This is a genomic window from Acinetobacter sp. YH16053, assembly GCF_013417035.1.
Taxonomy (GTDB): Bacteria; Pseudomonadota; Gammaproteobacteria; order Pseudomonadales; family Moraxellaceae; genus Acinetobacter; species Acinetobacter towneri.
The window spans coordinates 1-26,568 of record NZ_VPEP01000001.1; the positions used below are offsets into that span (position 1 = coordinate 1).

Consider the following 26,568-nt stretch of genomic DNA (forward strand, 5'->3'; position numbering starts at 1 on the left):
GAATAATTCAAGTGAATTTGTTTGAAAGAAGAACTTTAAAAGCTTTATTTTCACCCGATAAAATACCCATAAAACAAGAGGAAGCTCAAATGAGCTTCCTCTTGTGAAAAATTGTGGGACAGCAATGGGGAATGATCTAGATCACTCCCCCTTTTTCAATAATCGTTTATAAATAAACCATTATGCACGTTCTAGGTATTCACCTGTACGTGTATCTACACGAACGCTTTCTTCTTGCTGTACGAATAAAGGAACACGTACCACTGCACCTGTTTCTAATTTCGCTGGTTTACCGCCACCACCAGAAGTATCGCCACGTACACCCGGATCAGTTTCGACAATTTTTAATACCACGAAGTTTGGTGCGTTTACAGTTAAAGGCACACCGTTAAACAACATAATGGTACATTTTTCGTTTGAATCATCTTTTAACCATTTTGCAGCATCGCCCATTGCGGTTTTGTCAGCAGCAATTTGCTCAAAAGATACAGGATCCATGAAGTTCCACATTTCGCCATCGTTGTAGAGGTATTCCATTTCTACTTCTACAATGTCAGCTGCTTCTAGTGAATCACCAGACTTAAATGTTTTTTCTAAAACTTTACCAGAACGAAGGTTACGAAGTTTTACGCGGTTAAACGCTTGACCTTTACCTGGCTTTACATATTCATTTTCCATGATTGAACATGGGTTACCATCAAGCATAACCTTAAGGCCTGACTTGAAATCATTCGTAGAATAATAGGCCATGACTGGCACACTCCAAACTGACTAACTTAACTATTTATGTTACAAAGCAAATGACCAACGCAGCTTTGCGATGCTCGCCATCTTGCAACATCTTTTTTCATCGGACGTATTGTAAATGAGCAAGCCATAACGAAGCAATGAAAATCCACTACCGATCACCTCAAGATATCGGTAAAATCAGCTGTTTTGTAATGATTCTGATTCAAAGCGATTAATCATTCGCGGCATTCACGCTCAATGAACAAAGAATTCATCTACGCTAAATAGATGTGTACTTGGTTCCTTTCACCTCATATTTAAATCTTTTCTGGCATGATCAACTACCTGTACCAAGAACAAAACTGGCAATCTCAACTCAGTGACTTGATCACCGACCCACGCGAATTGTTAAATATTTTAGAGCTGTCTGAACAGCAGTTGCTGTCAGGTGCTTTACTGGCATCCAATCAGTTTAAATTGCGTATCCCGCGTGCATTTGTGGCCAAAATGCAAAAAGGCAATCCACTCGATCCTTTACTGTTACAGGTTCTGCCACATCATTTAGAACTGGAAGATCATCCTGGATTTGTGACCGACCCTTTGGGTGAGGAACAAGCCAATCAACAACCTGGAGTCTTACACAAATATAAATCACGCTTTTTGCTGACCTTGACTGGTGCTTGCGCAGTACATTGTCGTTATTGTTTCCGCAGGCACTTTCCTTATCAGGAAAATCTGCCAAAAACTGAAGACTGGGACAATATCCGTAATTACATTGAAAGTCAGCCCGATATTAATGAAGTGATTTTAAGTGGTGGCGACCCGCTCACTTTGTCAAATCGTAAATTAAATATCTGGATTGAGCGATTGGCGTCTATTCCGCAAATAAAATTTTTGAGAATTCATTCACGAGTTCCGATTGTTATTCCCAACCGTGTCGATGAATCGCTGATTTCCTTACTAAAAAATAGTAGGCTGCGTATTATTCTAGTGGTACACTCGAACCACGCATCAGAATTAGATGACTTTACCTGTTCGCAACTTGCCAAGTTAGTCGAACAAAACATCACCGTTCTGAATCAAGCAGTCTTATTAAATGGGGTCAATAATTCTGCTCAGGTCTTGGTCGATTTAAGCTATCGTCTTTTTGATGCAGGGGTGATGCCTTACTATTTACACGTGTTAGATAAAGTAAAAGGAGCGCATCATTTTGATTTAATGCCGCAAGACATTGATCACATCTATAAAGAGCTTTTAGCGAACTTACCCGGCTATTTAGTTCCTAAACTCGTTAGGGAAATTGCGGGCGAAAAAAACAAGACACCGCTTTTTGGGGTTTCAACTTATTGAGTTAAATAACAATCATGAATATGAATACTTCAGATCTTTTTCTAGTTCCCAGCGAACTAAAGCTGGAGCAATTGAGTTTTTGTCAAAATACGGTTAAAAGCATTCAGGCATGGGCAGCGGATTTATCCATTTTACAATTGGGTGATTCTTCCCAAGCTCTATTTAATGCACTTTTAGAAATTTCAGAACTGAAATGTCAGGAAACATTACGTTTTGACTTAATTCAAGCTATTCATCCGACACTTGAAAATGTGCTTACCAGTCTGGAAAAGCATTTTTTCAACCAGGCTTTGATTAGTAATGACCGCAACGATCATATTATTGAACTCGCGCTGTTATTACGCAGTCATTTCGCCAAAGTCTATATTAATATTTCCCGACGTAGCCACCAACAACTCACCCAACAAAAATTTTCTTTATTTGCCTTTAATTTAAAAAAGAACTTACAAACTGCACGAGTTCTATCTAGCTATTATGCTTTACAACAATTAGCTCTACTGCGCTATCAACAACACATGCTTTATAGCCACGCCTTGCCAAATCAGTGGTTAATTGCACACCAACTTTTAGATACAGCCATTCAACAACATTATTATTTAAATAATATTAATCAGTTACAAGGCACACAACATCAACTGATTAATATTGCTCAAGCCTATGCACAGCTGATTTTATTGGAAATTTTCAATACCCATCAAATTCGACCTGCAGAAATTCAAGGCTTATATCTCTGTAGCTTTGATTGGGCAAAACTGATTCAAGTTTTACCCAAAGAAACGACGCTTTCACGTTATGTGGTCGATGCAAGCAAAGATCATCCACCTATTTACAATACGCACCAAAGCCAAGGTTTTCATGCCAATATTTTTATTGCAACTCAACCCCTACTCGATCATTTAAATGAAGTTCAAGGTCGTAAAGGTGAACATTTATCACGCAATGAAAAGCTATTCTTAACCCCTGCTTTGCATTTCCATTTGCACAATATTTTGACCAATACAGCAGAACGTGTGCATGAGCGTTATGAATATTCGGCACGGATTAAAATTTGCTTTGGTTTGACTGTGGCACATTTTTATCTGTCTAATGGTAAAAACTTCAATGAAACGCTGGCTTTGGGCGATAACTACCAATTCCAGAATGAAAGCCAGTTTATCAATGCCATGCATACCAACTCTACGGTAGATATTAGCGCTGTTAAAACCTTAGACCGTGAAGCCAAACAAATTTACAATGCCGATGTTTTAGATATTAGTGTCAACGGCTATCGTATTAAATGGACGGGTGAAACACCGAAAAACCTTAAAACAGGTGAATTTATTCTGGTTCAGGAAAATAGCCAAAGTCCGTGGCGTGGTGGTGTCATTCGCTGGATTAAACAATCTGCTGAAAAAAGCTTAGAACTTGGCTTGGAAATTTTAACCCAAGATATTTACCCTTGTGCTGTTTTTGTTAAAACAGATCGGCATACAGGACATTATCATCCAGCATTATTGGTACAAAGTACGCAGGTCAATGAAGTCAATACCTCATTGATTTTGCCAAGTCTGCAATTATTACGTGACAAACAAACCGTACAGCTACGTTTAGGTGAAGAAGAACTAAAAGTGTTCTTAATTAAGCCGTTATTGATTACCCAAAGCTTTATGCGCTTTGATTTTGAGTTGTTGAATGACCAACAACAGCCTTTACTTGATGGTTTTATTCAGAAACAAGTGAATGAAGTTAAAAATCACGATTTATGGGAAGCATTAAAGTGAGAAATCCATTATTGTCTAAAAAGCTCAAACGTACCGAAACACGTTTACTCATAATCGATGACAACCAAATACGTTTTAATCAAATTTGTGAACAACTCACTGCAAATGAGCACCGTGTTCAGGCTTATCTATTAGATGACATTAAAAACTTTGAAAAACAATTACATTTAACTTGGGATTTGGTGATCTTTGGTCGTGCTTATGACCTAAAAGTCGATCAGGCACTCACTTTAATTCGTGCATCACAGCAACCAAATTTACCGCTACTTTTGCTCAAACCAGACGATTACGATGCCACGCAATACACCAGTTATGTGCGCAAAGGCATCTATGACATTATCAATTTAGATTACCCCGAACGCTTCTATTTTGGCTTAATTCGCGCACTGTCTTTTAGTCGCTTACAGCAGTCACAAGAACAACTTATGACTGAACTGGAAAATGCACAATCACAAGCTCAGGCGTTGGTCGAAGACAGTAGCAAAGCAGTAGCCATTATTCAGGAAGGAATTCATGCACAAGCCAATGCTGAATATTTACAGCTATTTGGTTTAAAAAGTGAAGATGACCTTATTGGCTTGCCATTATTGGATTTATTGCAACCGCAAGATATTACAGATTTTAAATTCCGCTTTAAGAAAGTCAGTCAAGGACAATTTGAACACGGCCGTTTTGATATTCATAGCCAAAACCCGCTTCTGGCAAAACAAAACCCGCTCAAAATTGAATTTGTTGGAGCAGCTGACGACGCCATACAAATCACCATAGATATTGAAAATACGGCGCAAAATACTGTCCCTGCTCAAACGACAGCAGACAAAGCAGCGGCAAAACCAAGCACATACCAATTGGTAAATCGCACTTTAGCCAAACAGCCTTCTAGTGCCAATGCTTTGGTGGTGTTTTCTTTGGCGAACTGTCCTGAATCAATTTTCCAAGCCGACTGGCAAACCACAAAAAATTACTTTACCAACATTCAAAATTTTTTAAAAGAACAGACCAATGTACCATTATTTAATGTGAGTAATGGTTTAGTGGTTGGTTTGTTCCAAGCAGAATCGCCTGCAATTTTAGAATCGAAACTGATTGGCTTAAATTCACTCACGAAACCGCAATTACTTACGGTAGATCAACATACTTACCCACTTAATTTGCGTATTGGTTATGTGCCATTCACTCCAGACATTCAAAATGAAAGCAGTTTTGAGCAACTGATTAGCCAAGGTTTTGCCAACGCATTACCACAACAGCAAGAACAACATAACTCAGGTTTAACCTTAGACTTGTCCTTTGGTGAATCTAACTTAAATGTAATTGAATCTGCTGCAGCTGTACCACAATCGTATAGTGAATCTGCGATTATTGCAGCGATACGTCAAAGTCTTGATCGTGGTGAAATTCATCTGAAGTATCAACAACTTTATGATAAGCAAGACACCAATTTATATACCTATGAAGTAACTAGTGGCTTTATTTTCAATAGTGAATGGAAATCACTGACAGGCTTAATAGATTTGGCTGAAGACCCAGAATTATCCATTAAACTGGATCGTTGGATTTTGGTCGAAGCTTGTAAACAATTGCACAACTTCATCACCCAATATCCTGAAGCGAAGCTGATTATCAATTTAAACAAATTTGTTTTATTACAAGACCGCAGCTTCCCTGAGTTTGTGTCTAAACTGATAACGATTATTGGTAGCCGCCTCAGCCATCCATTAATTTTGCAATTCTCTGAAGAAGACATCAGCCAAAACTTAGGTGATGCGCAGAAACAAATCAGTTTATTACGTCAGCACGGCGCTGAAATTTCTCTGCGTGATTTTGGTCATTCGATTTATAGTGAATCTATCTTGAAACAAGTCGATATTCACTACTTGACCTTGCACAGTGCACTGACTGAAAAACTGGCTGCTGATGACTCGACGCAAGAATTACAGGAACAATTGAGCATTTATAGTGAAATTAAACCTGTAGAAGTGTTATTGCGTGACTTAAATGATATGAACCTGTTTGCGAATGCGTGGAATGTCGATGCGCGCTTTATTCAGGGTGATTATTTCCAGAAAAAACTCGATCATTTAATTGATGTGCAAGACCAATAAGGTCTTGTGCATTAGGGTCTATTTGTAGACCCTAAAATTTAAGGCACAAAAAAACGGGCAATTGCCCGTTTTTTTCGTACTGGATATTAACGTTTGATAGAACGTGACATACCAGCAAAACGTTGTTTGAACTTGTCGATACGACCACCAGTGTCAACGTTCTTTTGCTTACCAGTGTAGAACGGGTGGCATGCAGAACATACGTCAAGATAAAGAGTTTCTTTACCAACTGCTGAACGAGTTTCGATTACGTTACCGCAAGAACAAGTTGCAACTAATTTTTCATATTTTGGGTGAATATCGGCGCGCATCGTCGATTACTCCTAAGATTTAAGAAGGCTTAAGCTGTCATCGCAATTGGTCACTCTCATTAAAAAAATGAGGACATGCTTTAAAAGCAGACCAACACCACAACAGACCATTCTTTTGGCCCACCGAGACGGATACCGTCAGAGCTAAGCACAACAAGTTGGGCAATATTATACGGAATAAAATATTTTAAAGCTAATTATTCTTAGGAATTTAATTCCTGAGGTTCAGTCGAATCGGGCTGCTTTTCGAGATAATTGGCTATCACACCGCACACCATCAACTGAATTTGATGGAAAATCATGATCGGTAAAACAATCATCCCCAACGGCTGCCCAATAAATAAAATTTGCGCCATCGGTACACCACTGGCTAAGGTTTTTTTGGAGCTACAAAAAAATGCGGCAATTTGGTCTTCACGTGCAAAACCCAACCATTGCGGCACAACCCACGCCAACCACATCACAAGGGTCAATAACACGGAACAAGCAATAATCAACAGCAATAAAGTCATACCACTAACTTGATGCCACAATCCTGCTACCACTGCCCCACTAAATGCACCATAAACCACCATCAAAATCGAACCCTGATCAAATACCTTGACCAGCTTTGGTAATTTCAACATCTGAGGAAAAACATAAGGACGTAATAACTGCCCCAAAATAAATGGCACCAATAACAATAAAGTAATTTGAATAATCGAATTTGTCGGGTCAAAACCGTGTTCAGACTGCCCTAAAATAAAGATGCCTACTAAAACTGGGGTAATAAACATCCCAATTAAATTAGAGAATGACGCACTGCAGACTGCGCTGGCAACATTGCCTTTTGCCACTGACGTAAAGGCAATTGAAGATTGCACGGTTGAAGGCAAAAAGCACATGAACAAAAAGCCCCAATACAGCTCCTGCCCGAGCATTGGCACTAGAATTGGCTTTGCCAGCAAACCTAAAATTGGGAATAACGCAAAGGTAAAAGTAAATACCAACGCATGCAATTTCCAATGCATCATGCCCTGAATGACAGCTTCACGTGATAATTTCGCCCCATGCAAAAAGAATAAGATTGCAATGGCAACTGTCGTAATCACACTAAAAACTTCGGCTGCTTGCCCTGACACAGGCACGACACTGGCGAGGATGACCATCACAAACAAAAGAATGGTAAAGCGATCCAATGCCAATAACTTCAACATAAACACATCCTGTATATTCTTTTACTGTTGCAAAAAAGCCCAGCAATTTTTACCTTTCGATAAAGGTATATTACTGAGCAATATTCAAAAAGCGAGCATTTTCAGGCGATGTTCAATATTTTCAAAATGAATACTGAACAACATTCAGTTTATTGCGCCATAAAGGTTTGGTTTTTACTGCTTCACTGATGAAGACTTAGTTATTACGTGCGTTCTGATCTTGCTGAATCAATTCAACTTTATAACCATCTGGGTCTTCAACAAAAGCAATGACAGTCACGCCACCTTTCATTGGCCCTGCTTCACGTACCACATTGCCACCACGCGCTTTAATTTCTTCACATGCTTTGTAGGCATCTTCTACCGCAATTGCGATATGACCATAGCCATTGCCCAAATCATAGCTGTCTGTATCCCAGTTATGCGTCAACTCTAAAACGGTGTGATTTTCTTCATCGCCATAGCCTACAAAAGCAAGGGTAAAACGACCTTCTTCATAATCACGCTTACGCAGCAAAGTCATGCCTAAAACTTCTGTATAAAATTTTAATGATTGCTCTAAATTACCTACACGTAACATGGTATGCAGCATGCGCATGTCATTCATCCTTTTGTTCAATCGGTTTTGCTTGTATGTGTTGATGGTCACGTAACAATTTCGCCACCCACACCACTAAAATTAAAATAGGGATTCCAATTAATGTGGTCATGAGGAAAAAGTTTGGATAACCAATATTGGTCACTATAGTACCTGAATAACCACCTAAAATCTTAGGAGTCAAGGTCATGAGTGAGCTAAAAATTGCATATTGCACAGCAGTAAATGACACACTGGTTAAACTGGATAAAAATGCGATAAAAGCCGCGCCCGCTAAACCTGAAGCCAAGTTATCGACAATAATCGCAAAATATAACCATGCTGTGCTATATGGCTTAATCACCTTGCCCTGAATTTCAACCATATTGTTTGAAGATGATTGAACGATCGGCAAAGGTTGTATATCTACATCCAAAGCATTGCCTTCATGTGTGTTTAAATCGACCTGATAGGTTTGGCTGTGTTGTTGTACAGTTTGCTGTCCATTTAATAATACAGCTTGCAGTTGTTTACTTGGTGAGTCTGCCAAAAGCTGACCTGCAATCGCTGCCGTAAAAATTCCTTGTGCATCTAGTTTTGCATCAAAATTTTGACCATCTAGCTGCAGTACAATTTTTTGCTGTTCGGTTAAGGCAGGCCCTGCATATTGCCCACGTACGACAATACTGTTGCTGGCTTCATTTTCGCTAATACGATTATCCGAAGTCAGTGGTAAAAACTGGAGTTGTGCAGTTTCAATCTCAGTTTGGTGCAAATACGGCATCGACACTAAACGTGACGGCGTATCGCCCGTTTGGTATTGCGCACGTACCTGAATTTCATCCTGTGTTGCTAAAACCTGACTAGGCACAGCCACTTTCCAATATCCAACTTCATCGGCCTGGGTTTGATATTGTTGCTGCCCCACAGAAACTTGCACATCGCTCAGTTGCTGTCCTGACTTCACCAGACCAATAAAAATAAGATTGGTGGATGATGCCAACACCGCGCCAACAAACATTAATTTCATAATGTTCATACGCTGTGCCAGTAAACCGCCCAAGAAGCCACCCACTAAACTGAAAATGACCCCATAAACCTTAACCGCTTCGGCAATTTGTTCTTTGCTAAAGTTCAAATCCTGATAGAACACATTGGAAATTACACCTGCAATAATGTCTGAAACTCGATAAAAACCAATCAAGAGTAATAACACCAGTGCCAGTTTCATGCCGTAGCGTTTAAAGAAATCTGCAACAGGATGCACCCATGTTTCAAATGCCATCTGTTTATTGACTGCGCCCAATTTGACCAAAATTGTGCCCATGCCTACAGCAGCCGCACCCGATGCAATAAAACGTAAAGCTTCTATAGAAAATAATAAAAATGCATCTTTGAGTTGGAGTTGTTGTTTTAAGGCTTCGGTAAAATTACCCGAAAAGACGTAGCACAATACAAAACTGAATACCGCAACAAAAAACACCGTAACCAGACGAAAATAGTCGCGTCGTTGATAATGCTTGCTGACCCGATTCACTTGCGGCTCACGAATCACCAAAGTCGTGATAATGCCAATCAGCATCACCGCAGCCATCGCCAAATAGGTAATTTTCCATGCACTATAAATATAGTTGCCTTTGGCTGTACCTAACGAGGCTGCCAAAAATAAAGCACCTGCCCCTGCGACAATCATCCCAATGCGATAGCCCGCGTTATAGGTCGATGCCAACACGGTTTGCATTTGAGTTTCAGCCAGTTCGATACGGTAAGCATCAATCACAATATCTTGCGTGGCTGCAGAAAAGCCCAGTAATACTGCACCCAATGCCATTTGATATAAATGCGCCTGTCCCAAAGCTGGGTCAGAAAATGCCATCACCGCAATTGCACAAACAATTAAACATTGGGCGATGAGCAGCCATGCCCGACGTCGCCCTAGTTTTTTGGTTAAATAGGGTACGGGTAATTCATCAATTAATGGTGCCCAGACAAATTTAAAGGAATAACCCAAGGCAGCCCAACTAAAGAAAGTGACCGCACTTTTGTCAATGCCTGCTTCGCCCAACCACAAAGATAGACTGGAAAAAATCAGTAAAATTGGAATACCTGCAGAGAAGCCCAAAAACAGCATAATCAGCGCACGACGGTCTAAAAATGCCGTAAATGCAGCTTTCCACCCTGTATTTTGTGCTGAAGTTTGCCCAGTCTGTTGTGTGGTCATTCGATTATTATTTTCTATCAAGTCAAATTGTTGTTATTCAATCGCGGAATAGCTTCTGTTTCAACAGTATTTATGAAATTATCCACAACAGCCTTGTCATTTTGTAGTAAAAATTACGGCTTAGCTTGAATTTTCCGCTTAAACCTGTATACCTTTAAACTTCTAACTGCAATATTTCGTTTTGGATTTCTACAGTGACCCAAAGACTTGATCAAATCACCCCATCAATGACAACCAACACAACAACAGCAGCGCAAGATGAACAACAACCGCTTCTCAGCTCTGCCTTTGAACAAAGCGAAATACAAACGACTTTAGAAAATACACGACTCAAAGCAACACAACTAACCCATATTCCAAATTACGATAACATTCCCGCTTCGACCCGACGCATTAAACCGCTGAATAATTTTTTAGGACAAGATCGGGCACGCGCTTCGGTGGAAGCAGGTATTTCCCTGCCATATTCTGGCTACAATATTTTTGCAGTGGGTACGGCGGGATTGGGCAAACGTACCATGGTCAAGCGTTTGCTGCAGCAACATGCCAAGAGCATGCCCACACCGAATGACTGGGTTTATGTCAATAATTTCAAACACCCGCGCCAACCGATTGCCTTGCAACTGCCTGCAGGTCAAGCGCCTAAATTTCAAAGTTTGTTACATCAAACTTGGCAAACTATTTTAAAGCAACTCGAACGTCGCTTTACCGCAGAAACCTATCACAACCGCATTGAAATGATTCGTCAGCAAGCAGGTGATGAACAGCAACAAGCCTTAATTGAGCTGACCAGTGAAGGTGAAGAACTCGATTTAAAACTGATTGCGCAGGAAGATGAACATTGCTTTGTACCCGTGCATCTGAAAAATGACAAAATGCAGGAAATGTCTAAGGAAGATATTAACGCCTTGGACAGCAAAACCCGTGCAGAAATTGCGTCCAATATTCGTTATATGAATAAAAAACTGGAGCGTTTGGGTTTGCATTTAGGCGATTTAGAAGATGACGCACGTGACAAAGTACAAGACCTGAACCGTGATATTGCCAAACAAGTGGTAATGCCACGCATTGATATTATTCAAAATAAATATCCTAGTGTCGAAGGTTTGACTGAATATTTACAATACTATGCCGAAGATATTATTAATAATGTCGAGTTTGTTTTAGAACAGGAAGAAGATGATTTCCGTCCTGGCACCTTTAGCCGTATTCCTGCGCGCTACCAAGCCAATATTATTGTGACGCACAAACCCAACAGCGGTGTACCTGTTATTTTTGAAGATTTTCCAACCCATTACAATTTATTGGGGCATGTAGAACAACTCACGCAAAACGGCACCATTACCACTGACTTCACCTTAATTCGTGCAGGTAGCTTACATAAAGCCAATGGCGGCTTTTTGATGCTCGAAGCAGAGCAGTTACTGGAACAGCCTTATGCATGGCAAGGACTGAAACGCGCTTTAAAATCGGGGCAATTGAAACTTTCATCTTTGGAACACATGCTAACTTTAACAGGCAGCATTTCCATTGAACCGCAAGCCATTCCACTAAATATTAAAGTGATTTTACTGGCAGAGCCTGAAATTTATTATGAAATTTTAGAGCTAGAACCCGAACTTGGCAGCGTGTTTAAAATCCGTGCCGACTTTACCGATACATTACAACGTAATGACGAAAACGAGCAGGCATATATGCAGCTGATTGCCGACTATGTGCAATCTGACAAATTATTACCATTTGACCGTTCTGCTTTGGCGGCTTTACTTACTGACTCAAGCCGTCAAGCTGAAGATCAAAGCTCACTCTCCTTACATGCCCTCACCTTGGGGGATTTAATTCGTGAATCGCATCACCATGCGGCACAGGCGGGCGATAAAACGGTTTCCGAACAGCATATCAATACCGCACTGGATCATCGCAAATATCGCTTAGGCTATTTAAGAGAACTATACTGGCAAGATTTATCACGCGGTACGCAGTTAATAGAAACTCGCGGACATCGTTTAGGGCAAATTAATGCCCTGTCGGTCATTCACTATGCCGATGTCGAGTTTGGCTTACCTTCGCGCTTAACCGCCTCAGTCTATCAAGGCGGCGGCGATATTTTAGATATTGAACGCAGTGTTGAACTTGGCGGTTCTTTACATGCCAAAGGCGTGTTGTTGATGGCCAGTTTCCTCAAAGCACATTTTGGCCGTGAGCAAATTTTACATTTTTCTGCTGCCCTTGCCTTTGAGCAAAGTTATGGTCAGGTTGATGGTGACAGTGCAACAGTGGCAGAGCTTTCTGCTTTGATTTCTGCAATCAGCCAACTACCTATTGACCAATCTTGGGCCATTACAGGCTCCATGAACCAACTTGGTCAAGTACAGCCAATTGGTGGCGTGAATGCAAAAATTGAAGGTTTCTTTGATGCCTGCAAACTGCAAGGTTTAACTGGCAAGCAAGGCGTGATTATTCCACGTCAAAATATGCAGCATCTCATGTTACGTAAAGACGTGATTGAAGCCGTAGAACAAGGTCAGTTCCACATTCACGCCATTGATACCATTGATCAGGCCTTAGAAATTTTAATGGCACGTCCTGTGGGTAAACTCACTAAAAAAGGACGTTACAGTAAAGGTTCAATTTACGCTGCAGTGATGGAACAACTTGAGTATTGGCAAGCCATTGAAGATGGTGCTGAAATTGAAGAAGAGCCAAAGAAAAAGAAAAAGTCCAAGAAAGAAAAGGACAATAAAGACCCAGAGAAAAAGGACAAAGCGCAAAAAGCCAAGAAAAAACAGAAATCGGCTGAACCATCTGATGCGGCAACTTCTGATGAAGTCACTGCTGAGTCGGCTGAAACTGCTGAACTTGCAACTGAAAGTACTGCGGTAAACTAAGTGCAGTGATTCAAATCAGCTATTCAAGTGAATTCCAGATATAAAAAAAGCGCCAAGGCGCTTTTTTTATATCAACTTTTTTGTATGGATGACTTTGGTCTAGTGTGACCCAAGTCCAATACTTTAAGCTTCAGGTGCTGGGCTGTATTGCTCAACTAAAGGCTTTAACTCACCTTTCTGGAACATATCCAACATAATATCGCTACCACCAATCAACTCACCGTTAATCCACAATTGTGGGAAAGTTGGCCAGTTCGCAATTTTTGGCAAAGTGGTACGAATATCCTGATTTTCTAAAATATTCACATAAGCAAAAGGACGACCAATTTGACTGAGTGCTTCTACTGCGCGCGCAGAAAAACCGCATTGTGGAAATTGTGGTGTGCCTTTCATGTAAAGAAGAACAGCATGTTTAGCAATTTGTTCACGAATTAACGCTTCGGTATCGCGTACTTGTTCAGTCATTGGTAAATCCTCAACTCATCTGTGTGGCATTATACCCAAAACCGAGCAAAACAGTACGTCTAAAGCAATAAATCCAATTTTATTTACAATTAGGCTTTTCATCTGCAGTAGATTTTGCTTATATAAGTTTTTCCCTCCAACCTAACAGATAAGAGTTAGTCATGAATAACATTACCCTTGCTCCTGTGCAAACTGATCAACCATCACATTTGATGCCTGTATTTGGCCGTCAGCCGATCAGCTTTGTCCGCGGTCGAGGTTCTTATCTTTATACTGAAGATGGCACAGAATATTTAGATGCACTTACAGGCATTGCCGTATGTGGTTTAGGTCACGCACACCCTGCAATTACCGAAGCCATTGCAGATCAGGCGGCTACCTTAATTCACACCAGTAACTTGTTTGAAGTGCCGTGGCAGACTGCTGCTGCACAAAAATTGGCGCAAGTTGCTGGCATGGAAGAAGTGTTTTTTTCAAACAGTGGCGCAGAGTCTAACGAAGGTGCAATTAAAATTGCACGTAAATTCGGTCATATGCAAGGCGTTGCCAATCCTAAAATTATTGTGGCCGATCATTCTTTCCATGGTCGTACCTTGGCAACCCTATCTGCAACAGGCAATAAAAAAGTTCAGGAAGGTTTTGCACCTTTGGTTGAAGGTTTTATTCGTGTGCCTTTTGGTGATGTCGAAGCCATTGAAGAAGCTGCGATTCAGCATCCTGATATTGTGGCTATTTTAGTCGAGCCGATTCAGGGTGAAGGCGGTGTGAATACTGCACCACAAGGCTTTAGCTACCTAGAAGACATCCGCCGTATTTGTAATCAACACAACTGGCTGATGATGCTGGATGAAGTACAAACAGGAAATGGTCGTACAGGTAAATTCTTTGCTTATCAGCACACCAATATTGTGCCTGATGTATTGACTACAGCGAAAGGTTTGGGCAATGGCTTCCCAATTGGTGCAGTCATGACTCAAGGTCGTGGTGTGGGCGTTCTTACTGCTGGTAATCATGGCTCAACCTACAGTGGTACTGCGTTAGGTTCACGCGTGGTTTACACTGTTATTGACACCATCCAGAAAGAAAACTTGGTAGAAAATGCAGCAAAAATGGGTGGCTACATTGTGGAACAATTGCGTCAACAACTCGCAGACCAAAATGTAAGCGTGCGTGGTTTTGGCTTGATGATTGGTATTGAATTACCAAAACCATGTGCAGAGTTGGTCGATATTGCCCGCGATGAATACAAAATGATTATTAACGTAACTGCAGGTTCTGTGGTGCGTTTATTGCCAACATTAAATATTACTCAAGCCCAGGCAGATCAATTGATTGAACGCCTTGTAGCAATGATTAAAAAATTCTTGGCTTAAATAAATCCCTAACAAAAAGCCGCAGTTTGAACTGCGGCTTTTTGCTAACTAAATGGTCGATCAGTATATTATCAACATTCAATTAAGATGCTTCTTGAAACACTCGCCCACCCGGCAATTGAGAAAAATATTGTTTTAAGGCTTCCAAACAACGATGTACTTTCATCGGTTGTTGCTCATGTTTGGAAATGATTGCATACAAGGTAAATGCGGGTAATTTCCACTCAGGCAAAATTTCAACCAAACTGCCATTAAGCAAATCTTTTTGAATATCCAAATGCAAAATTCGCGCAAGCCCATGCCCTTGCATACACAAAGATTTAGACACCAACACATTATTGGTCGATAGACGCGAGCCCAACTCTACATCCACATTTTCAGCAGTGCTGATATGCTTAAAATTGAGTTGCTGAAAATTCTTCATAATGGTTAATGGAATTAACTCGTGATGTTTTAAATCTTCAGGACGTGAAATGGGCGCGGTTTGATTTAAATAACTAGGTGATGCGACTAAAACTTGGTCAATATGGGCAATTGGAATCACATGCTGGTTTTGATCTTCAATTTTTGGACTCATACGCAGCGCAATATCAATGCGACCATCAATCAGGTCAATGTATTGATTGTCGGTTTCTAGATGGATAGATAAACCACGATGGGCCGACATCCAATGTGAAAGAGCAGGAATCACATGATTCGCACCTAACTCAGGAGTGGTGGCAATTCGTAAATCACCGACCAGATCATCTCTTAATTCATTAATGCGGATTTTTCCGCGCTCAGCAGCGGCGAGCATTTCTTGACAGCTGTGGAAAAAAGCTTGTCCTGCTTCAGTCAAACTCAGTTTTCTAGTAGAACGATGCAGAAGTGTGACTTCCATTTCTTGTTCTAATGAACGGATTTGTTGACTGACGGCACTTGTGGTGATCCCTAGATCACGCGCTGCACCGCTAAACGAGCTTTTTTCAACAACACAAGCAAATACACCCATTGCTCGAAGTTGATCTAACATAAATTCCCTCTGAAATTATACAGGTGCTCTTATCTTTCGATAAAAGCAACCTATTGTATTATACGGTGAAATTTATGTTTTGTATTTGCAAAATTTAATTTATTGGTAAAACATTAGTCGGATTGATTGGCTTACCATCTAGGCGTACCTGAAACTCCAACATGGTACGTGTAGCACCCGAAGAGCCCATTTCTGCAATTTTTTGACCCGCTGTTACGTTTTGACCACTGCTCACATTCATCTTACTGTTATGTGCATAGGCGGTGATATAACCATCAATGTGCTTGATTAAAATCAAGTTTCCATATTCTTTTAAGCCATCTGCAGCATAAACCACCTGCCCATCTGCTGCGGCATAAATTGGGTCACCTACATTGCCACCGTAACGAATTCCTTTGATATTACTTGCCAAATTAAACTGTGCAATCACAGCACCTTGAGATGGTTTCACCCAGCGCAATGTGCTGCTACGCACCGGTGTACTTGGTGTTGTTGAGCTAGTGGTCGTGGTTGTAGTCGATGTTACCGGTGCAGGTGTCGTTGGTAAAGTGACTGTTTGACGTTGAATTGGTGCAGCCTGCGTTACAGGGCGAGTGCTTGTTGTACGTGGTGCATTGCCCGCTTTCAAACGAATCGACTGCCCGACATAAATACGATACGGCGGTGCAATATCATTCATTTCTGCAATGCTGAGATAGCTCAAACCATAACGTGCAGCGATACCACTTAAAGTATCACCTGAACGTACAGTATAAAAATTCGGCGCTGTTGCATAACGTGCAGAATTATTCACTTGAGGTTTAGAGGCACAACCACTCAACACGACGGTAGCCACAACAGCACTTGATAACACTAAGGTTTTCAACAATGCTGTTGGTGTGCTAAATAAACGATACTGAAACACCACAGGCATTCTTTCCTCTCTACAAATTCTAAATATTTTCTATTGCGCTAAGAGTAGCAAAAAAGTCCTTGTAATGAGGCTTACAAGCTACTTTTTCACAAAGTTATAACATTAGTTAGCCAATTTGGGAAAATTGACTGTGCAATGATTGCAAAACGTCATAATTGGTGGCATCCATCTGAATTGGTGTCACGCTGACATAGCCATTTGCTACCGCAAAAAAATCAGACTCAATTTCAGTTAAGCCTTTTTTCGGTGCAGCCACTGCCTCGCCCGACAAACCAATCCAATACACTTGACGCCCTCGTGGATCGACCTGACTAGTAATTGGCTTAGATTGGGTACGCTGTCCTTGATAGGTAATTTTTGTGCCCTGCAACACTGGCACATCTGGAATATTCACATTAAAAATATGTCGTGCAGGTAAACTTGGTAAACCTTGAGCAATAAAGTCATGTACCCACTGCGCTGCCTGCATATAATCTTGCGGATGCTGATAAGCACGTACATTATGCCCTGCAAGTGATACCGCAATCGCAGGCTGTTTCATCAAACGTCCTTCAAATGCCGCACCGACTGTGCCTGAGTACAGTACATCATCCCCTAGATTTGCACCGCTGTTAATGCCGCTGACCACCAAATCAAATTCGAAATCGAACAATCCATTCATCGACAAATAGACACAGTCTGCAGGTGTACCATTCACTGCCCAGACATCTTCAGCAATTTGCACAGGACGTAATGGTCGGTCTAAAGTCAGCGCACTCGAAAAACCACTGCGTTCACTTTCGGGTGCAACAATCACCACGCGACCCAAAGGTTTTAAGGCTTTCGCCAAAGCTTGGATACCAGGTGCAAACACGCCATCATCATTGGCTATCAAAATATTCACAGAAAAATCTCAGATAAAACAAATATAAAGGTTATATACTAAAATATAGCAACGTCGGTTCAATCTTAAACTTGTTTGTGCCTGATTCATGCCTAAGCACATTTAATAAGCACACGACAACAAAATGACTGATCAGCACATTTCATTGAAATATACAAAAGATTATATATATTTAGCGCTTAACATCCATCCAAAAATATATGTGATTCTCATGATTTTAGCTTTGTCATTTCGTCGTTTATTGGGTCTAGGTTTTGCTGCTGTATTAACGCAGTCTGTAATTGCAGAAGATTTGACTGCAGCAGAAGCCAATACGATTGTGAAAGAAGATGTTGCAGCGGCACAAGTCATGACTGAAATGTGCCCTGCACTGATTGGAAAAAATGCAAAATTAGATGCCAATATTCAAGCACTGATTCAAACTTATCTACAAGATTATTCAGAATCGAACATGACGCTTGCCAAACTACAAGCCGACGCAGAATATCAATCCGTTTTAGCTGAAGCGCGTGAAGCAGCAAAAGATACAGCCAAAGAAGAGCAAAAAGTAGTGTGTCAGGAAGCTTTAGAATTAGCACTTTAAATCACATGATTTAAATACTATTTTGAGCCTGTAAATAATTTTGCATACTCACCCTTTAAGGCAAACTTTCAAAGTTTGCCTTAAATTTTATGCTTAGTTTTTATATCTGGTATTTTTCCACTATTATTTTACGCTTTATATCAAGCCACTGATTTTCAAATTTCAGACTTTAATCTTCACTTTTTATACATGATTTGCGCTCAGATCACACAGCTTTAATACATTTTCACTCTTTCAATTCGCAAATAAATGATTCATCTTATAAGCACTTAAATGAATCGGTAGATTCAGTTCAAACAATATTTAAGGTACTTGATATGCAATTTTCTGGCTTAAAAAATTCACGTGCAGTTCATTTTTTTGGCGCAGTTGCGCTCAGTTTGGGTTTAAGTCAAGCCGCAATTGCGCAAGAAGAAAATATTGAAGTGACGCCATTACAACAAGTGACTCAGCAAGAATTAGCCGCTATTTATGTGTTATCTGAAGTTTGCCCTTCACTAGTCAAAGAACAAGATCAATTTCATCAGGGTTATACAAAACTTGCCCAAGAATATATGCCTAAAGAAAAAGACGCTGTTACTGCCTTAAGTAAACTCAGCAAACAAAAAAGCTTCCAGCCAATTTTAAAAGAAGCCCGTGCCGATGCCAAAGCTGCTGGAACAGCCAAAAACCAAGCAATTTGCCAAGAATTGACAGCATATAGCAGATAATACAATTTGGTTACAATACTTTTATCAATAAGCCGATTTCTCCCATAGAAGTCGGCTGAGCTTTGCCCTAAAATGCTAGCTCTTTTGTGCATACCTCAAGTATTGGAACCTCTTAGAATGACCCCAAAAAGCGCCCTTGCTGCATTATTACTATTACCAAGCTTTTCTTATGCAGCAACTGTCTTAGCTACACCACCAGAACTCAATAACAAATCATACGTTTTGATGGATTATGAGACGGGACAAATTTTAGCTTCAAAAAATGAAAACGAAAAACTCGCCCCTGCCTCAATGACCAAAATGATGACTAGTTTCATCATTGAACAAAAGTTATTAAAAGGCGAACTCACGGAAGATGAACAAGTCCGCATGAATGAGTCTGCATGGTGTCGTGGCAGCAGCACAGAATCATGTATGTATGTTCCTTTAAATGGCACAGCAACCGTACTTGAAATGCTACGCGGAATTATCGTGCAATCGGGCAACGATGCATCTAAAGCCATGGCAGAGCACATTGCAGGTAATGAAGGCACATTCGTTCACATGATGAATGAAGAAGCCAAACGTATTGGCATGAGCAATACCCAGTTTATGAACTCTACGGGTATGCCTGCTGAAGGTCACTTTTCTACCGCAAAAGATATGGCGACTTTAGCGCAGCACATCATCCATGACAGCTCAAAATACTACCCAATTTATTCTGAAAAAGAGTTTTCTTTTAATGGAATTAAACAAGGCAACCGTAATGCCCTGTTATATACCGACCCAAGCGTGGATGGTTTAAAAACAGGTCATACCAACGAAGCGGGTTACTGCTTAACCACTTCATCTAAACGTGGCCCAATGCGTTTAATTTCGGTGATTTTTGGTGCGCCAACCATGCAAGCTCGTGCAACTCAAACTCGTGAATTGTTAGCTTGGGGTTATGCAAACTACGAAACTGTACGTGTACAGCCTGCCAACCAAGTCTTAGCTAAAGCAAAAGTATGGTACGGTAAAAGCAAAGAAGCACAAATTGGTTTGCCAGAAAACTTTAACGTGACCATGCCAAAAGGCAAAGCCAACCAAATTAAAACTCAATTGGTGGTTCAACCTAAATTGACTGCTCCTTTGAAAAAAGGTCAAGTGATTGGTAAATATGTCGCAACCTTAGATGGTAAAGTGATTGCTGAAAAACCATTGGTGGCGTTGCAGGAAGTGGAAGAAGCGGGTTTCTTTGCACGTATGCTAGACCATATCAAACAATTCTTTAGCAACTTATTCTAAGATTCATAAGCTTAGACTAAAGCGCAAAGCACACATGCCCGCATGTGTGCTTTTTTATTTTATACTGTCCTCAATCCTAAATTTATAAGCTAAAGATTTGTCCATCATGAAAAAAAATGTGCGTGCTTATTTAGAGCAAACCCCAAAAATTGACGCAAGCTGTTATGTAGATGAATTGTCGGTGGTGATTGGTGATGTGCATTTGGCCGCAAATGTATCGGTTTGGCCATTTGCCGTGATTCGTGGTGATGTTAACCATATTCGGATTGGTCAAAATTCCAATGTGCAAGATCATGCCATGCTGCATGTTAGCCATAAAAAAGCCGACAAACCTGAAGGTTCACCGCTGATTATTGGCGAAGATGTCACAGTTGGACATGGTGTGACCTTACACGGCTGCACCATTGGCAATCGGGTGTTATTGGGCATCAACACAATTGTTTTGGATGATGTCATTATTGAAGATGATGTAATGATTGGCGCAGGGTCTTTAGTGCCACCGCGTAAGCGTTTGGAAAGTGGCTATTTGTACGTGGGTAGCCCTGTGCAAAAAGTTCGTCCTTTAACCGACAAGGAAAAAGAGTTTTTGCCTTATTCTGCACGGCACTATGTAAAAGTGGCGGGGAATTATCAATAATCCCCCCCTCAAAGTTCTTTTTGATTGTTGTAATTTGAGGGATTACACGTTCTGCACCGTTAATTTTAAACTCAGTGTATGAATGACATGATTAATCTTATCAAATCGAGAGGCTGAATCTTGACTTAGAGTTTTATACAAAGCTTTACGGTCAATATCTGCCTCTTTTTCTATTTGTGCAATAGCTTTGACTTTGGCAACAACACCTAGCGCAAATGAGATCACATCCAGCATCACCAAATGAATCAAAGAACAAAGTACCCCTCACATCTTCCCACAACTACACAAACCTACATTTACAGTTTTAAAGAAATCCCCTTTCAACATAGCCACATCCCCCTAAATTTTGTAGAATATGCGTTTTACCCCATGGTGCTTTTCAATGACCGCTTGGACTGCTCACGTTACTGTCGCCACCGTTATCGAAAAAAACGGAAAATTCCTGTTTGTTGAAGAACATACAGAAGGTGTGACGCATAGCGTGTTTAATCAGCCTGCAGGGCATGTTGAAGCTGGCGAAAGCTTAATTGAAGCAGCAATACGTGAAACCATGGAAGAAACTGGGCATCGGGTGAAAATTAATGCCTTACTCGGTATTTATAGCTATACTCCGCCTATGTTTCCTGACCGCACCTATTATCGCTTCTGCTTTCTAGCCGAATCGCTGCAACATGATGCGCAAGCCCAGCTCGATCCCGATATTATTGGTACAGTATGGATGTCTGCAGACGAACTGGCTGAATCAGCACGTGCCCGAAGTCCGTTGGTACTGAAAGCGGTTCAAGATGCGCTCAGTGGTCAATCTTATCCTTTATCGCTCATTTACGAGCACCAAAATTCTCCCCTTATTTCTAGTTTGGATGCCTAATCCTATGCAACAACGTGTCATCGTCGGTATGTCAGGTGGTGTAGATTCATCTGTTTCTGCTGCACTTCTACTTCAACAAGGTTATCAGGTTGAAGGGCTTTTCATGAAAAACTGGGAAGAAGATGACGGCACTGAATATTGCACCGCGATGGAAGATCTTGCCGATGCGCAAGCGGTGTGCGACAAGCTAGGCATTAAGTTGCATACAGCCAACTTTGCGATGGAATATTGGGATCGGGTTTTTGAGCATTTTCTTGCCGAATATGCCGCAGGACGCACGCCAAACCCAGATATTTTATGCAATAAAGAAATTAAGTTCCGTGCCTTTTTAGATCACGCCATGAATTTAGGCGCAGATTTTATCGCCACAGGTCACTACGCTCGTCGTGGTGGAACGCAGTACAACTCCAAAGGTGAAGCATACGCTCCACTGTTACGTGGTTTAGATAAAAATAAAGATCAAACCTATTTCTTACATGCAGTGCATGGTCGTGAAATCAATAAAACCTTGTTCCCTGTGGGCGAAATTGAAAAGCCGCAAGTCCGAAAAATTGCCGAAGAACTAGATTTAGTCACTGCCAAGAAAAAAGACTCGACAGGGATTTGCTTTATTGGTGAACGTCGCTTTAATGATTTCTTAAAACAATATTTGCCTGCTCAAGCTGGAAAAATTGTTTTAGACGATGGCAAAGAGGTTGGTGAACATCACGGCTTAATGTACTATACGCTCGGTCAGCGTGGCGGGATTGGTATTGGCGGCTTAAAAGGTGTTGCTGAAGGTGCATGGTTTGTCCTGCATAAAGATATTGAAAACAATCGTTTAGTGATTGGTCAAGGTCATGAACATCCACTCATGCAAAGCACTATTTTATGGAGCGAAGCAATTGATTGGGTGGCAGGTGAACAAGAAATTCCAGCGTCAGGCTTCCGTTGTACTTGTCGCACTCGCTATCGCCAAGATGATCAGGACTGTGTAATTTTCAATGATGACAGCATGCCTGGCGGTGTACGTGTGGAATTTGATGAACCACAACGTGCAGTCACTCCTGGTCAAAGTGTCGTATTCTATTCAGGCGAAATGTGTTTAGGCGGTGGTGTGATTCACCATACCAATGCACCTAAACCCGATTTTATTTAAGGATTGTTTTGGATGACAGAGTTACCGTTTCAACAGTCACCAACTCTGAATGTTCGCCAAAATCGTGCCTTGGCGTTAGCGGGTGTGTTTCAAGCCACCCAGCTCACGCACATGACTGCACTCACAGGCAGACAAAGTATTGGTGAAAGCGGTAACTTTTATTTTGAGCAATTAATTAAAGCCAGTTTAAATATCCGTCCAAGTAGCAATCACAGTTCGCAAACTTTGGATTTTTTTAATCATTTGGCCGATATTTCTTTGGGTTTAAAAACGCTAGAAAGCAGCATCAACCAACCTTTTAATACTGCTCCTAAATCGCGTTTACCTAAACTATCCAATACCAAACTACCCATGTCGTATGCGATGGCACTCTTACAATTAGAAAAGAAAGTGTATAGCAATCCTAAATACGTCGAAATTATTGAGCAGTCACAGCAAAAAATCTTAAAACAACTTTCATTTTTTGATCATAACTATTTGCATCCCAGTATTATTGCCAATTTAGCCCAAACCTATGTCGATACTGCGGGACAAATTAACCCGCGCATTATGGTACGTGGCAATGCAGAAGCATTTAAGGATTCTGCACATACCAACCGAATTCGAGCTTCGCTTTTTACAGGCTTACAAATGGCACACCTTTGGCGTCAACTTGGTGGCAGTTCATGGGGCATGGTATTTAGCAAACGTAAATTATTACGTGATATTCAAGATCTGGCGCGTTTACAGTATCAGGTGGTTTAAACCATGCTGAACACGCTTTTGTTTTAGGTTTAATTCCAAAGTTTAAGGAATCGATATGAACGCTTTAACCGCACTTTCTCCATTAGATGGGCGCTATGCAAGCAAATGTGATGCTCTCCGCCCTTTCCTCTCTGAGTTTGGTTTAATCCATGCTCGTGTGACTGTTGAAGTGCGTTGGTTACAAGCGCTTGCCAATCGTCCTGAAATTACCGAAGTACCTGCTTTCAGTGCTGCAACGAATGCTGCATTAGATGCAATTGTTGCAGATTTCTCTGAAGATGATGCCAACCGCATTAAAGAAATTGAACGCACCACCAACCATGACGTAAAAGCAGTTGAATATTTCTTAAAAGAAAAAATTGCCAACATTGATGAGTTAAAAAATGCAGGTGAGTTCATTCACTTTGCTTGTACTTCAGAAGACATCAACAACTTGTCACATGCTTTAATGCTTAAAAATGGTCGTGAAGTATTGGTTGCAGCGATGCAGCAAATCATTGATTCGATTGTTGCATTGGCAGAAAAACACGCAGATCAACCAATGTTGTCACGTACTCACGGTCAAACTGCAAGCCCAACAACTTTGGGTAAAGAAATGGCAAACGTGGCATATCGTCTTGCACGTCAAATCAAACAGTTCAAGCAAGTTGAGCTTTTGGGCAAAATCAATGGTGCAGTAGGTAACTACAACGCTCACCTTTCTGCATACCCAGAAATCAACTGGCCTGCACATTCTCAAGCATTTGTAGAATCTTTAGGTTTAAGCTTTAACCCATACACGACTCAAATTGAGCCACACGACTATATGGCAGAATTGTTTGATGCGCTACGTCGTTTCAACACCATTCTAATCGACTTCAACCGTGACGTTTGGGGCTACATCTCACTTGGTTTCTTCAAGCAAAAACTGAAAGAAGGTGAAGTTGGTTCTTCAACCATGCCGCACAAAGTAAACCCAATTGACTTTGAAAACTCTGAAGGTAACTTGGGTATCGCCAATGCAGTCTTGGCTCACTTAGGCGAAAAATTACCAATCTCTCGCTGGCAACGTGACTTAACTGACTCGACTGTATTGCGTAATATGGGTGTTGGTTTTGCACAAAGCTTGATCGCATTTGAAGCTTGCTCTAAAGGTATTGGCAAACTTGAATTGAACGCACAACGTATTCTTGAAGATTTAGACAATGCTCAAGAAGTATTGGCTGAGCCAATTCAAACTGTGATGCGTCGTTACAACATCGAAAAACCATACGAAAAATTAAAAGCTCTTACACGTGGTCAAGCTATGACACGTGACATGATGCTAGATTTCGTGAATGGTAATGAGTTGGAAGGCGTTCCTGCAGCAGATCGCGCACGTTTAGCGACAATGACGCCCGCAACTTACACAGGTAATGCAGCTGAACAAGCAAAACAAATTCAAGATTTAATTGCTAAAATCTAATTTGTAAAAGCATTCATCACAATACAAAAATGCGAAGCTTCGGCTTCGCATTTTTATTAGAATAAAACAAATCTTCCAACTTAAACATCACATGGAAAATCAATTCCGCATTCAACATTACTGTGCTTTAGGCTTGGTCATACTCGCCATGCTTGCTGCCAGTATTCAACCACTGGAATTTGAATCGTATCTACTGCATCAGGCAGGCACAGTTTTTATGCTCGCGGCTTTATTGATTGCGTTTAAAAAAGTAGGACTGAGTTTTTCTAGCTTTGTGCTGTATTTAATATTTTTACTGATTCATATTGTCGGAGCACATTATCTGTATTCTTATGTGCCCTATAATGATTGGATTTTGCACAGCTTTGGCTTCAATTTAGATCAGAGCATGGGTTGGTCACGCAATATGTATGACCGTTTTGTGCATTTGGCTTATGGTATTTTGCTCTATCCTGTTTTATTGCGCTTGTTTGAAGTCTGGTTTCCAAAAAACAAACCTATCGTTTTATATCTTTTGGTCATTCAATTTATCATGGCAAGCAGTTTAATTTATGAATGGGTGGAATGGCTCATTGCGCTTGGCTTATCGCCAGAAGATGCTGAAAATTATAATGGTCAGCAAGGTGATATTTGGGATGCACACATGGATATGCTTTTAGCAACGATAGGAGCAATGCTGATGGGATGCTTCTACTTGATCAAGAAACCCTAACAGGATGCCTCTTTCGTACTAAATCCAAATTTATTGCCAATACCACCACCAGAAGCCAGCTAAACTTGCGACTGAAATCATCCAGATCAATATCGTTAATACTGCAGGTTTACCCGAACCCCAAAACATGGTTTTGGCAAGCCATTTTTTAAACAATACGCTGCTTAAAGTTAAGCTTGCTAAATGCATCAGCACTGCAGCTAAGAATAAATTTGCAGCAAATTCATGCACCTCTTTTAAGGTATGACTTTGGGTATAATCGGTGAAAAACCCAGCCAACACGGTTAAAGGCAAAGCCAGCCAAATCAACAAAATACTGAATTGAAACGCACTGGAACTGCCTGACTTTAAAAACTGCAATGAAAAAAACTGCTGTGGCTGTTTCCAATAGCGTTTTACAAATTGTTGAATCATGCCTAAACGTTTAGAAATTCCTGTCGGCTGTGTGCTGTTCAACATACTCAACACCTGCCATACAATTCGTAAAGCTAAACTAATCCCCAACGTATAGCCAAAAGCCATATGTAACTGATGCCATTCTTCCGCATCACCTGTTAAATAAGCCCCTGTAAAACTTAGCAGCATCACCACATGCAAAAAACGAATCATTAAATCTGTAGATGTTGATTGCTTCGCGGGCACAATATTTGTTTGCATATTCAACCTATCAAGGTAGTTTTGTT

At 40.8% G+C, this 26,568-nt stretch carries 25 protein-coding genes; 14 read left to right on the forward strand and 11 right to left on the reverse strand.

What is annotated here, in order from left to right; translation table 11 throughout:
• Positions 1 to 180: 180 nt before the first annotated feature.
• Positions 181 to 750, reverse strand: a complete 570-nt coding sequence (gene efp, locus FTV43_RS00005) for an elongation factor P (protein WP_004971615.1) — start codon at positions 748 to 750, stop codon at positions 181 to 183.
• 312 nt (positions 751 to 1,062) lie between these two features.
• On the opposite strand from efp, the gene epmB reads away from it, so the two are divergent.
• Genes epmB through FTV43_RS00020 form a run of 3 tightly spaced genes read left to right on the forward strand, consistent with a single transcriptional unit; the run spans position 1,063 to position 5,944 of the window.
• Positions 1,063 to 2,079 (forward strand): EF-P beta-lysylation protein EpmB, encoded by a 1,017-nt coding sequence (gene epmB / locus FTV43_RS00010; RefSeq protein WP_096901068.1) that lies wholly within the window; start codon positions 1,063 to 1,065, stop codon positions 2,077 to 2,079.
• A 14-nt stretch (positions 2,080 to 2,093) separates the two neighbouring features.
• Entirely contained in the window at positions 2,094 to 3,839 is a 1,746-nt protein-coding gene (locus FTV43_RS00015) for a hypothetical protein (RefSeq protein WP_004971620.1), read from the forward strand.
• Positions 3,821 to 5,944, forward strand: coding sequence for an EAL domain-containing protein (locus FTV43_RS00020; protein ID WP_004971622.1), 2,124 nt, complete (start codon positions 3,821 to 3,823; stop codon positions 5,942 to 5,944). Before FTV43_RS00015 ends, FTV43_RS00020 begins: the two co-directional genes overlap by 19 nt.
• A gap of 86 nt (positions 5,945 to 6,030) precedes the next feature.
• On the opposite strand, the gene rpmE is transcribed toward FTV43_RS00020, so the two are convergent.
• The 4 genes from rpmE to FTV43_RS00040 all read right to left on the reverse strand — a co-directional run bounded on the left by rpmE (position 6,031) and on the right by FTV43_RS00040 (position 10,249).
• Entirely contained in the window at positions 6,031 to 6,255 is a 225-nt protein-coding gene (rpmE, locus tag FTV43_RS00025) for a 50S ribosomal protein L31 (RefSeq protein WP_004971624.1), read from the reverse strand.
• A gap of 203 nt (positions 6,256 to 6,458) precedes the next feature.
• Positions 6,459 to 7,457 (reverse strand): bile acid:sodium symporter family protein, encoded by a 999-nt coding sequence (locus FTV43_RS00030; RefSeq protein ID WP_171062555.1) that lies wholly within the window; start codon positions 7,455 to 7,457, stop codon positions 6,459 to 6,461.
• 190 nt (positions 7,458 to 7,647) lie between these two features.
• Positions 7,648 to 8,049, reverse strand: coding sequence for a lactoylglutathione lyase (gene gloA, locus FTV43_RS00035; protein ID WP_213064880.1), 402 nt, complete (start codon positions 8,047 to 8,049; stop codon positions 7,648 to 7,650).
• Position 8,050: 1 nt separating this feature from the next.
• Positions 8,051 to 10,249, reverse strand: coding sequence for an MFS transporter (locus FTV43_RS00040; protein ID WP_179994601.1), 2,199 nt, complete (start codon positions 10,247 to 10,249; stop codon positions 8,051 to 8,053).
• 227 nt (positions 10,250 to 10,476) lie between these two features.
• On the opposite strand from FTV43_RS00040, the gene FTV43_RS00045 reads away from it, so the two are divergent.
• Positions 10,477 to 13,137, forward strand: a complete 2,661-nt coding sequence (locus FTV43_RS00045) for a Lon protease family protein (RefSeq protein WP_218950762.1) — start codon at positions 10,477 to 10,479, stop codon at positions 13,135 to 13,137.
• 123 nt (positions 13,138 to 13,260) lie between these two features.
• Here FTV43_RS00045 and grxD read toward each other — a convergent pair whose 3' ends face one another.
• Positions 13,261 to 13,602, reverse strand: coding sequence for a Grx4 family monothiol glutaredoxin (grxD, locus tag FTV43_RS00050; protein ID WP_019837647.1), 342 nt, complete (start codon positions 13,600 to 13,602; stop codon positions 13,261 to 13,263).
• Between the two features lie 161 nt (positions 13,603 to 13,763).
• Between grxD and FTV43_RS00055 the strand changes: the two genes are divergently transcribed.
• Positions 13,764 to 14,975 (forward strand): aspartate aminotransferase family protein, encoded by a 1,212-nt coding sequence (locus FTV43_RS00055; protein ID WP_131261143.1) that lies wholly within the window; start codon positions 13,764 to 13,766, stop codon positions 14,973 to 14,975.
• An 82-nt stretch (positions 14,976 to 15,057) separates the two neighbouring features.
• Here the strand turns inward: FTV43_RS00055 and FTV43_RS00060 are convergent, their stop codons facing one another.
• The 3 genes from FTV43_RS00060 to surE form a co-directional block, all read right to left on the reverse strand.
• Positions 15,058 to 15,987, reverse strand: coding sequence for a LysR family transcriptional regulator (locus FTV43_RS00060; RefSeq protein WP_104851775.1), 930 nt, complete (start codon positions 15,985 to 15,987; stop codon positions 15,058 to 15,060).
• Positions 15,988 to 16,081: 94 nt separating this feature from the next.
• Positions 16,082 to 16,900, reverse strand: a complete 819-nt coding sequence (locus tag FTV43_RS00065) for a peptidoglycan DD-metalloendopeptidase family protein (protein ID WP_104851774.1) — start codon at positions 16,898 to 16,900, stop codon at positions 16,082 to 16,084.
• A gap of 106 nt (positions 16,901 to 17,006) precedes the next feature.
• Positions 17,007 to 17,783, reverse strand: a complete 777-nt coding sequence (gene surE, locus FTV43_RS00070) for a 5'/3'-nucleotidase SurE (protein ID WP_096901077.1) — start codon at positions 17,781 to 17,783, stop codon at positions 17,007 to 17,009.
• Between the two features lie 211 nt (positions 17,784 to 17,994).
• Here surE and FTV43_RS00075 point away from each other — a divergent pair, with 211 nt between their 5' ends.
• From FTV43_RS00075 to FTV43_RS00090, 4 genes are all read left to right on the forward strand, one after another.
• Positions 17,995 to 18,366 (forward strand): MCR_0457 family protein, encoded by a 372-nt coding sequence (locus tag FTV43_RS00075; RefSeq protein ID WP_026438310.1) that lies wholly within the window; start codon positions 17,995 to 17,997, stop codon positions 18,364 to 18,366.
• A 317-nt stretch (positions 18,367 to 18,683) separates the two neighbouring features.
• Positions 18,684 to 19,076 carry an MCR_0457 family protein gene (locus FTV43_RS00080; RefSeq protein WP_004971644.1) on the forward strand — a complete coding sequence of 131 codons (393 nt, stop codon included), beginning with the start codon at positions 18,684 to 18,686 and terminating at the stop codon, positions 19,074 to 19,076.
• Positions 19,077 to 19,193: 117 nt separating this feature from the next.
• Entirely contained in the window at positions 19,194 to 20,342 is a 1,149-nt protein-coding gene (gene dacC, locus FTV43_RS00085) for a D-alanyl-D-alanine carboxypeptidase PBP5/6 (protein ID WP_004971646.1), read from the forward strand.
• A gap of 106 nt (positions 20,343 to 20,448) precedes the next feature.
• A complete protein-coding gene (locus tag FTV43_RS00090) occupies positions 20,449 to 20,979 on the forward strand; it encodes a gamma carbonic anhydrase family protein (RefSeq protein ID WP_004971648.1) in 531 nt (176 codons plus the stop codon).
• Positions 20,980 to 21,021: 42 nt separating this feature from the next.
• On the opposite strand, the gene FTV43_RS00095 is transcribed toward FTV43_RS00090, so the two are convergent.
• Positions 21,022 to 21,228, reverse strand: coding sequence for a DNA-binding protein (locus FTV43_RS00095; RefSeq protein ID WP_104851773.1), 207 nt, complete (start codon positions 21,226 to 21,228; stop codon positions 21,022 to 21,024).
• Positions 21,229 to 21,361: 133 nt separating this feature from the next.
• On the opposite strand from FTV43_RS00095, the gene FTV43_RS00100 reads away from it, so the two are divergent.
• The 5 genes from FTV43_RS00100 to FTV43_RS00120 all read left to right on the forward strand — a co-directional run bounded on the left by FTV43_RS00100 (position 21,362) and on the right by FTV43_RS00120 (position 25,885).
• Entirely contained in the window at positions 21,362 to 21,847 is a 486-nt protein-coding gene (locus FTV43_RS00100; protein ID WP_096901080.1) for an NUDIX hydrolase, read from the forward strand.
• Positions 21,848 to 21,851: 4 nt separating this feature from the next.
• On the forward strand, positions 21,852 to 22,985 hold the full coding sequence (gene mnmA / locus FTV43_RS00105; protein ID WP_096901081.1) for a tRNA 2-thiouridine(34) synthase MnmA: 1,134 nt from the start codon (positions 21,852 to 21,854) through the stop codon (positions 22,983 to 22,985).
• Positions 22,986 to 22,997: 12 nt separating this feature from the next.
• A complete protein-coding gene (gene hflD / locus FTV43_RS00110) occupies positions 22,998 to 23,729 on the forward strand; it encodes a high frequency lysogenization protein HflD (protein ID WP_004971659.1) in 732 nt (243 codons plus the stop codon).
• A gap of 55 nt (positions 23,730 to 23,784) precedes the next feature.
• A complete protein-coding gene (purB, locus tag FTV43_RS00115; RefSeq protein ID WP_004971661.1) occupies positions 23,785 to 25,173 on the forward strand; it encodes an adenylosuccinate lyase in 1,389 nt (462 codons plus the stop codon).
• A 91-nt stretch (positions 25,174 to 25,264) separates the two neighbouring features.
• A complete protein-coding gene (locus FTV43_RS00120; RefSeq protein ID WP_179994603.1) occupies positions 25,265 to 25,885 on the forward strand; it encodes a DUF2238 domain-containing protein in 621 nt (206 codons plus the stop codon).
• Between the two features lie 30 nt (positions 25,886 to 25,915).
• Here FTV43_RS00120 and FTV43_RS00125 read toward each other — a convergent pair whose 3' ends face one another.
• The gene (locus FTV43_RS00125; protein ID WP_179994604.1) at positions 25,916 to 26,542 is read right to left on the reverse strand and encodes a cytochrome b/b6 domain-containing protein; all 627 of its coding nucleotides are present in this window, start codon (positions 26,540 to 26,542) and stop codon (positions 25,916 to 25,918) included.
• Positions 26,543 to 26,568 lie beyond the last annotated feature (26 nt).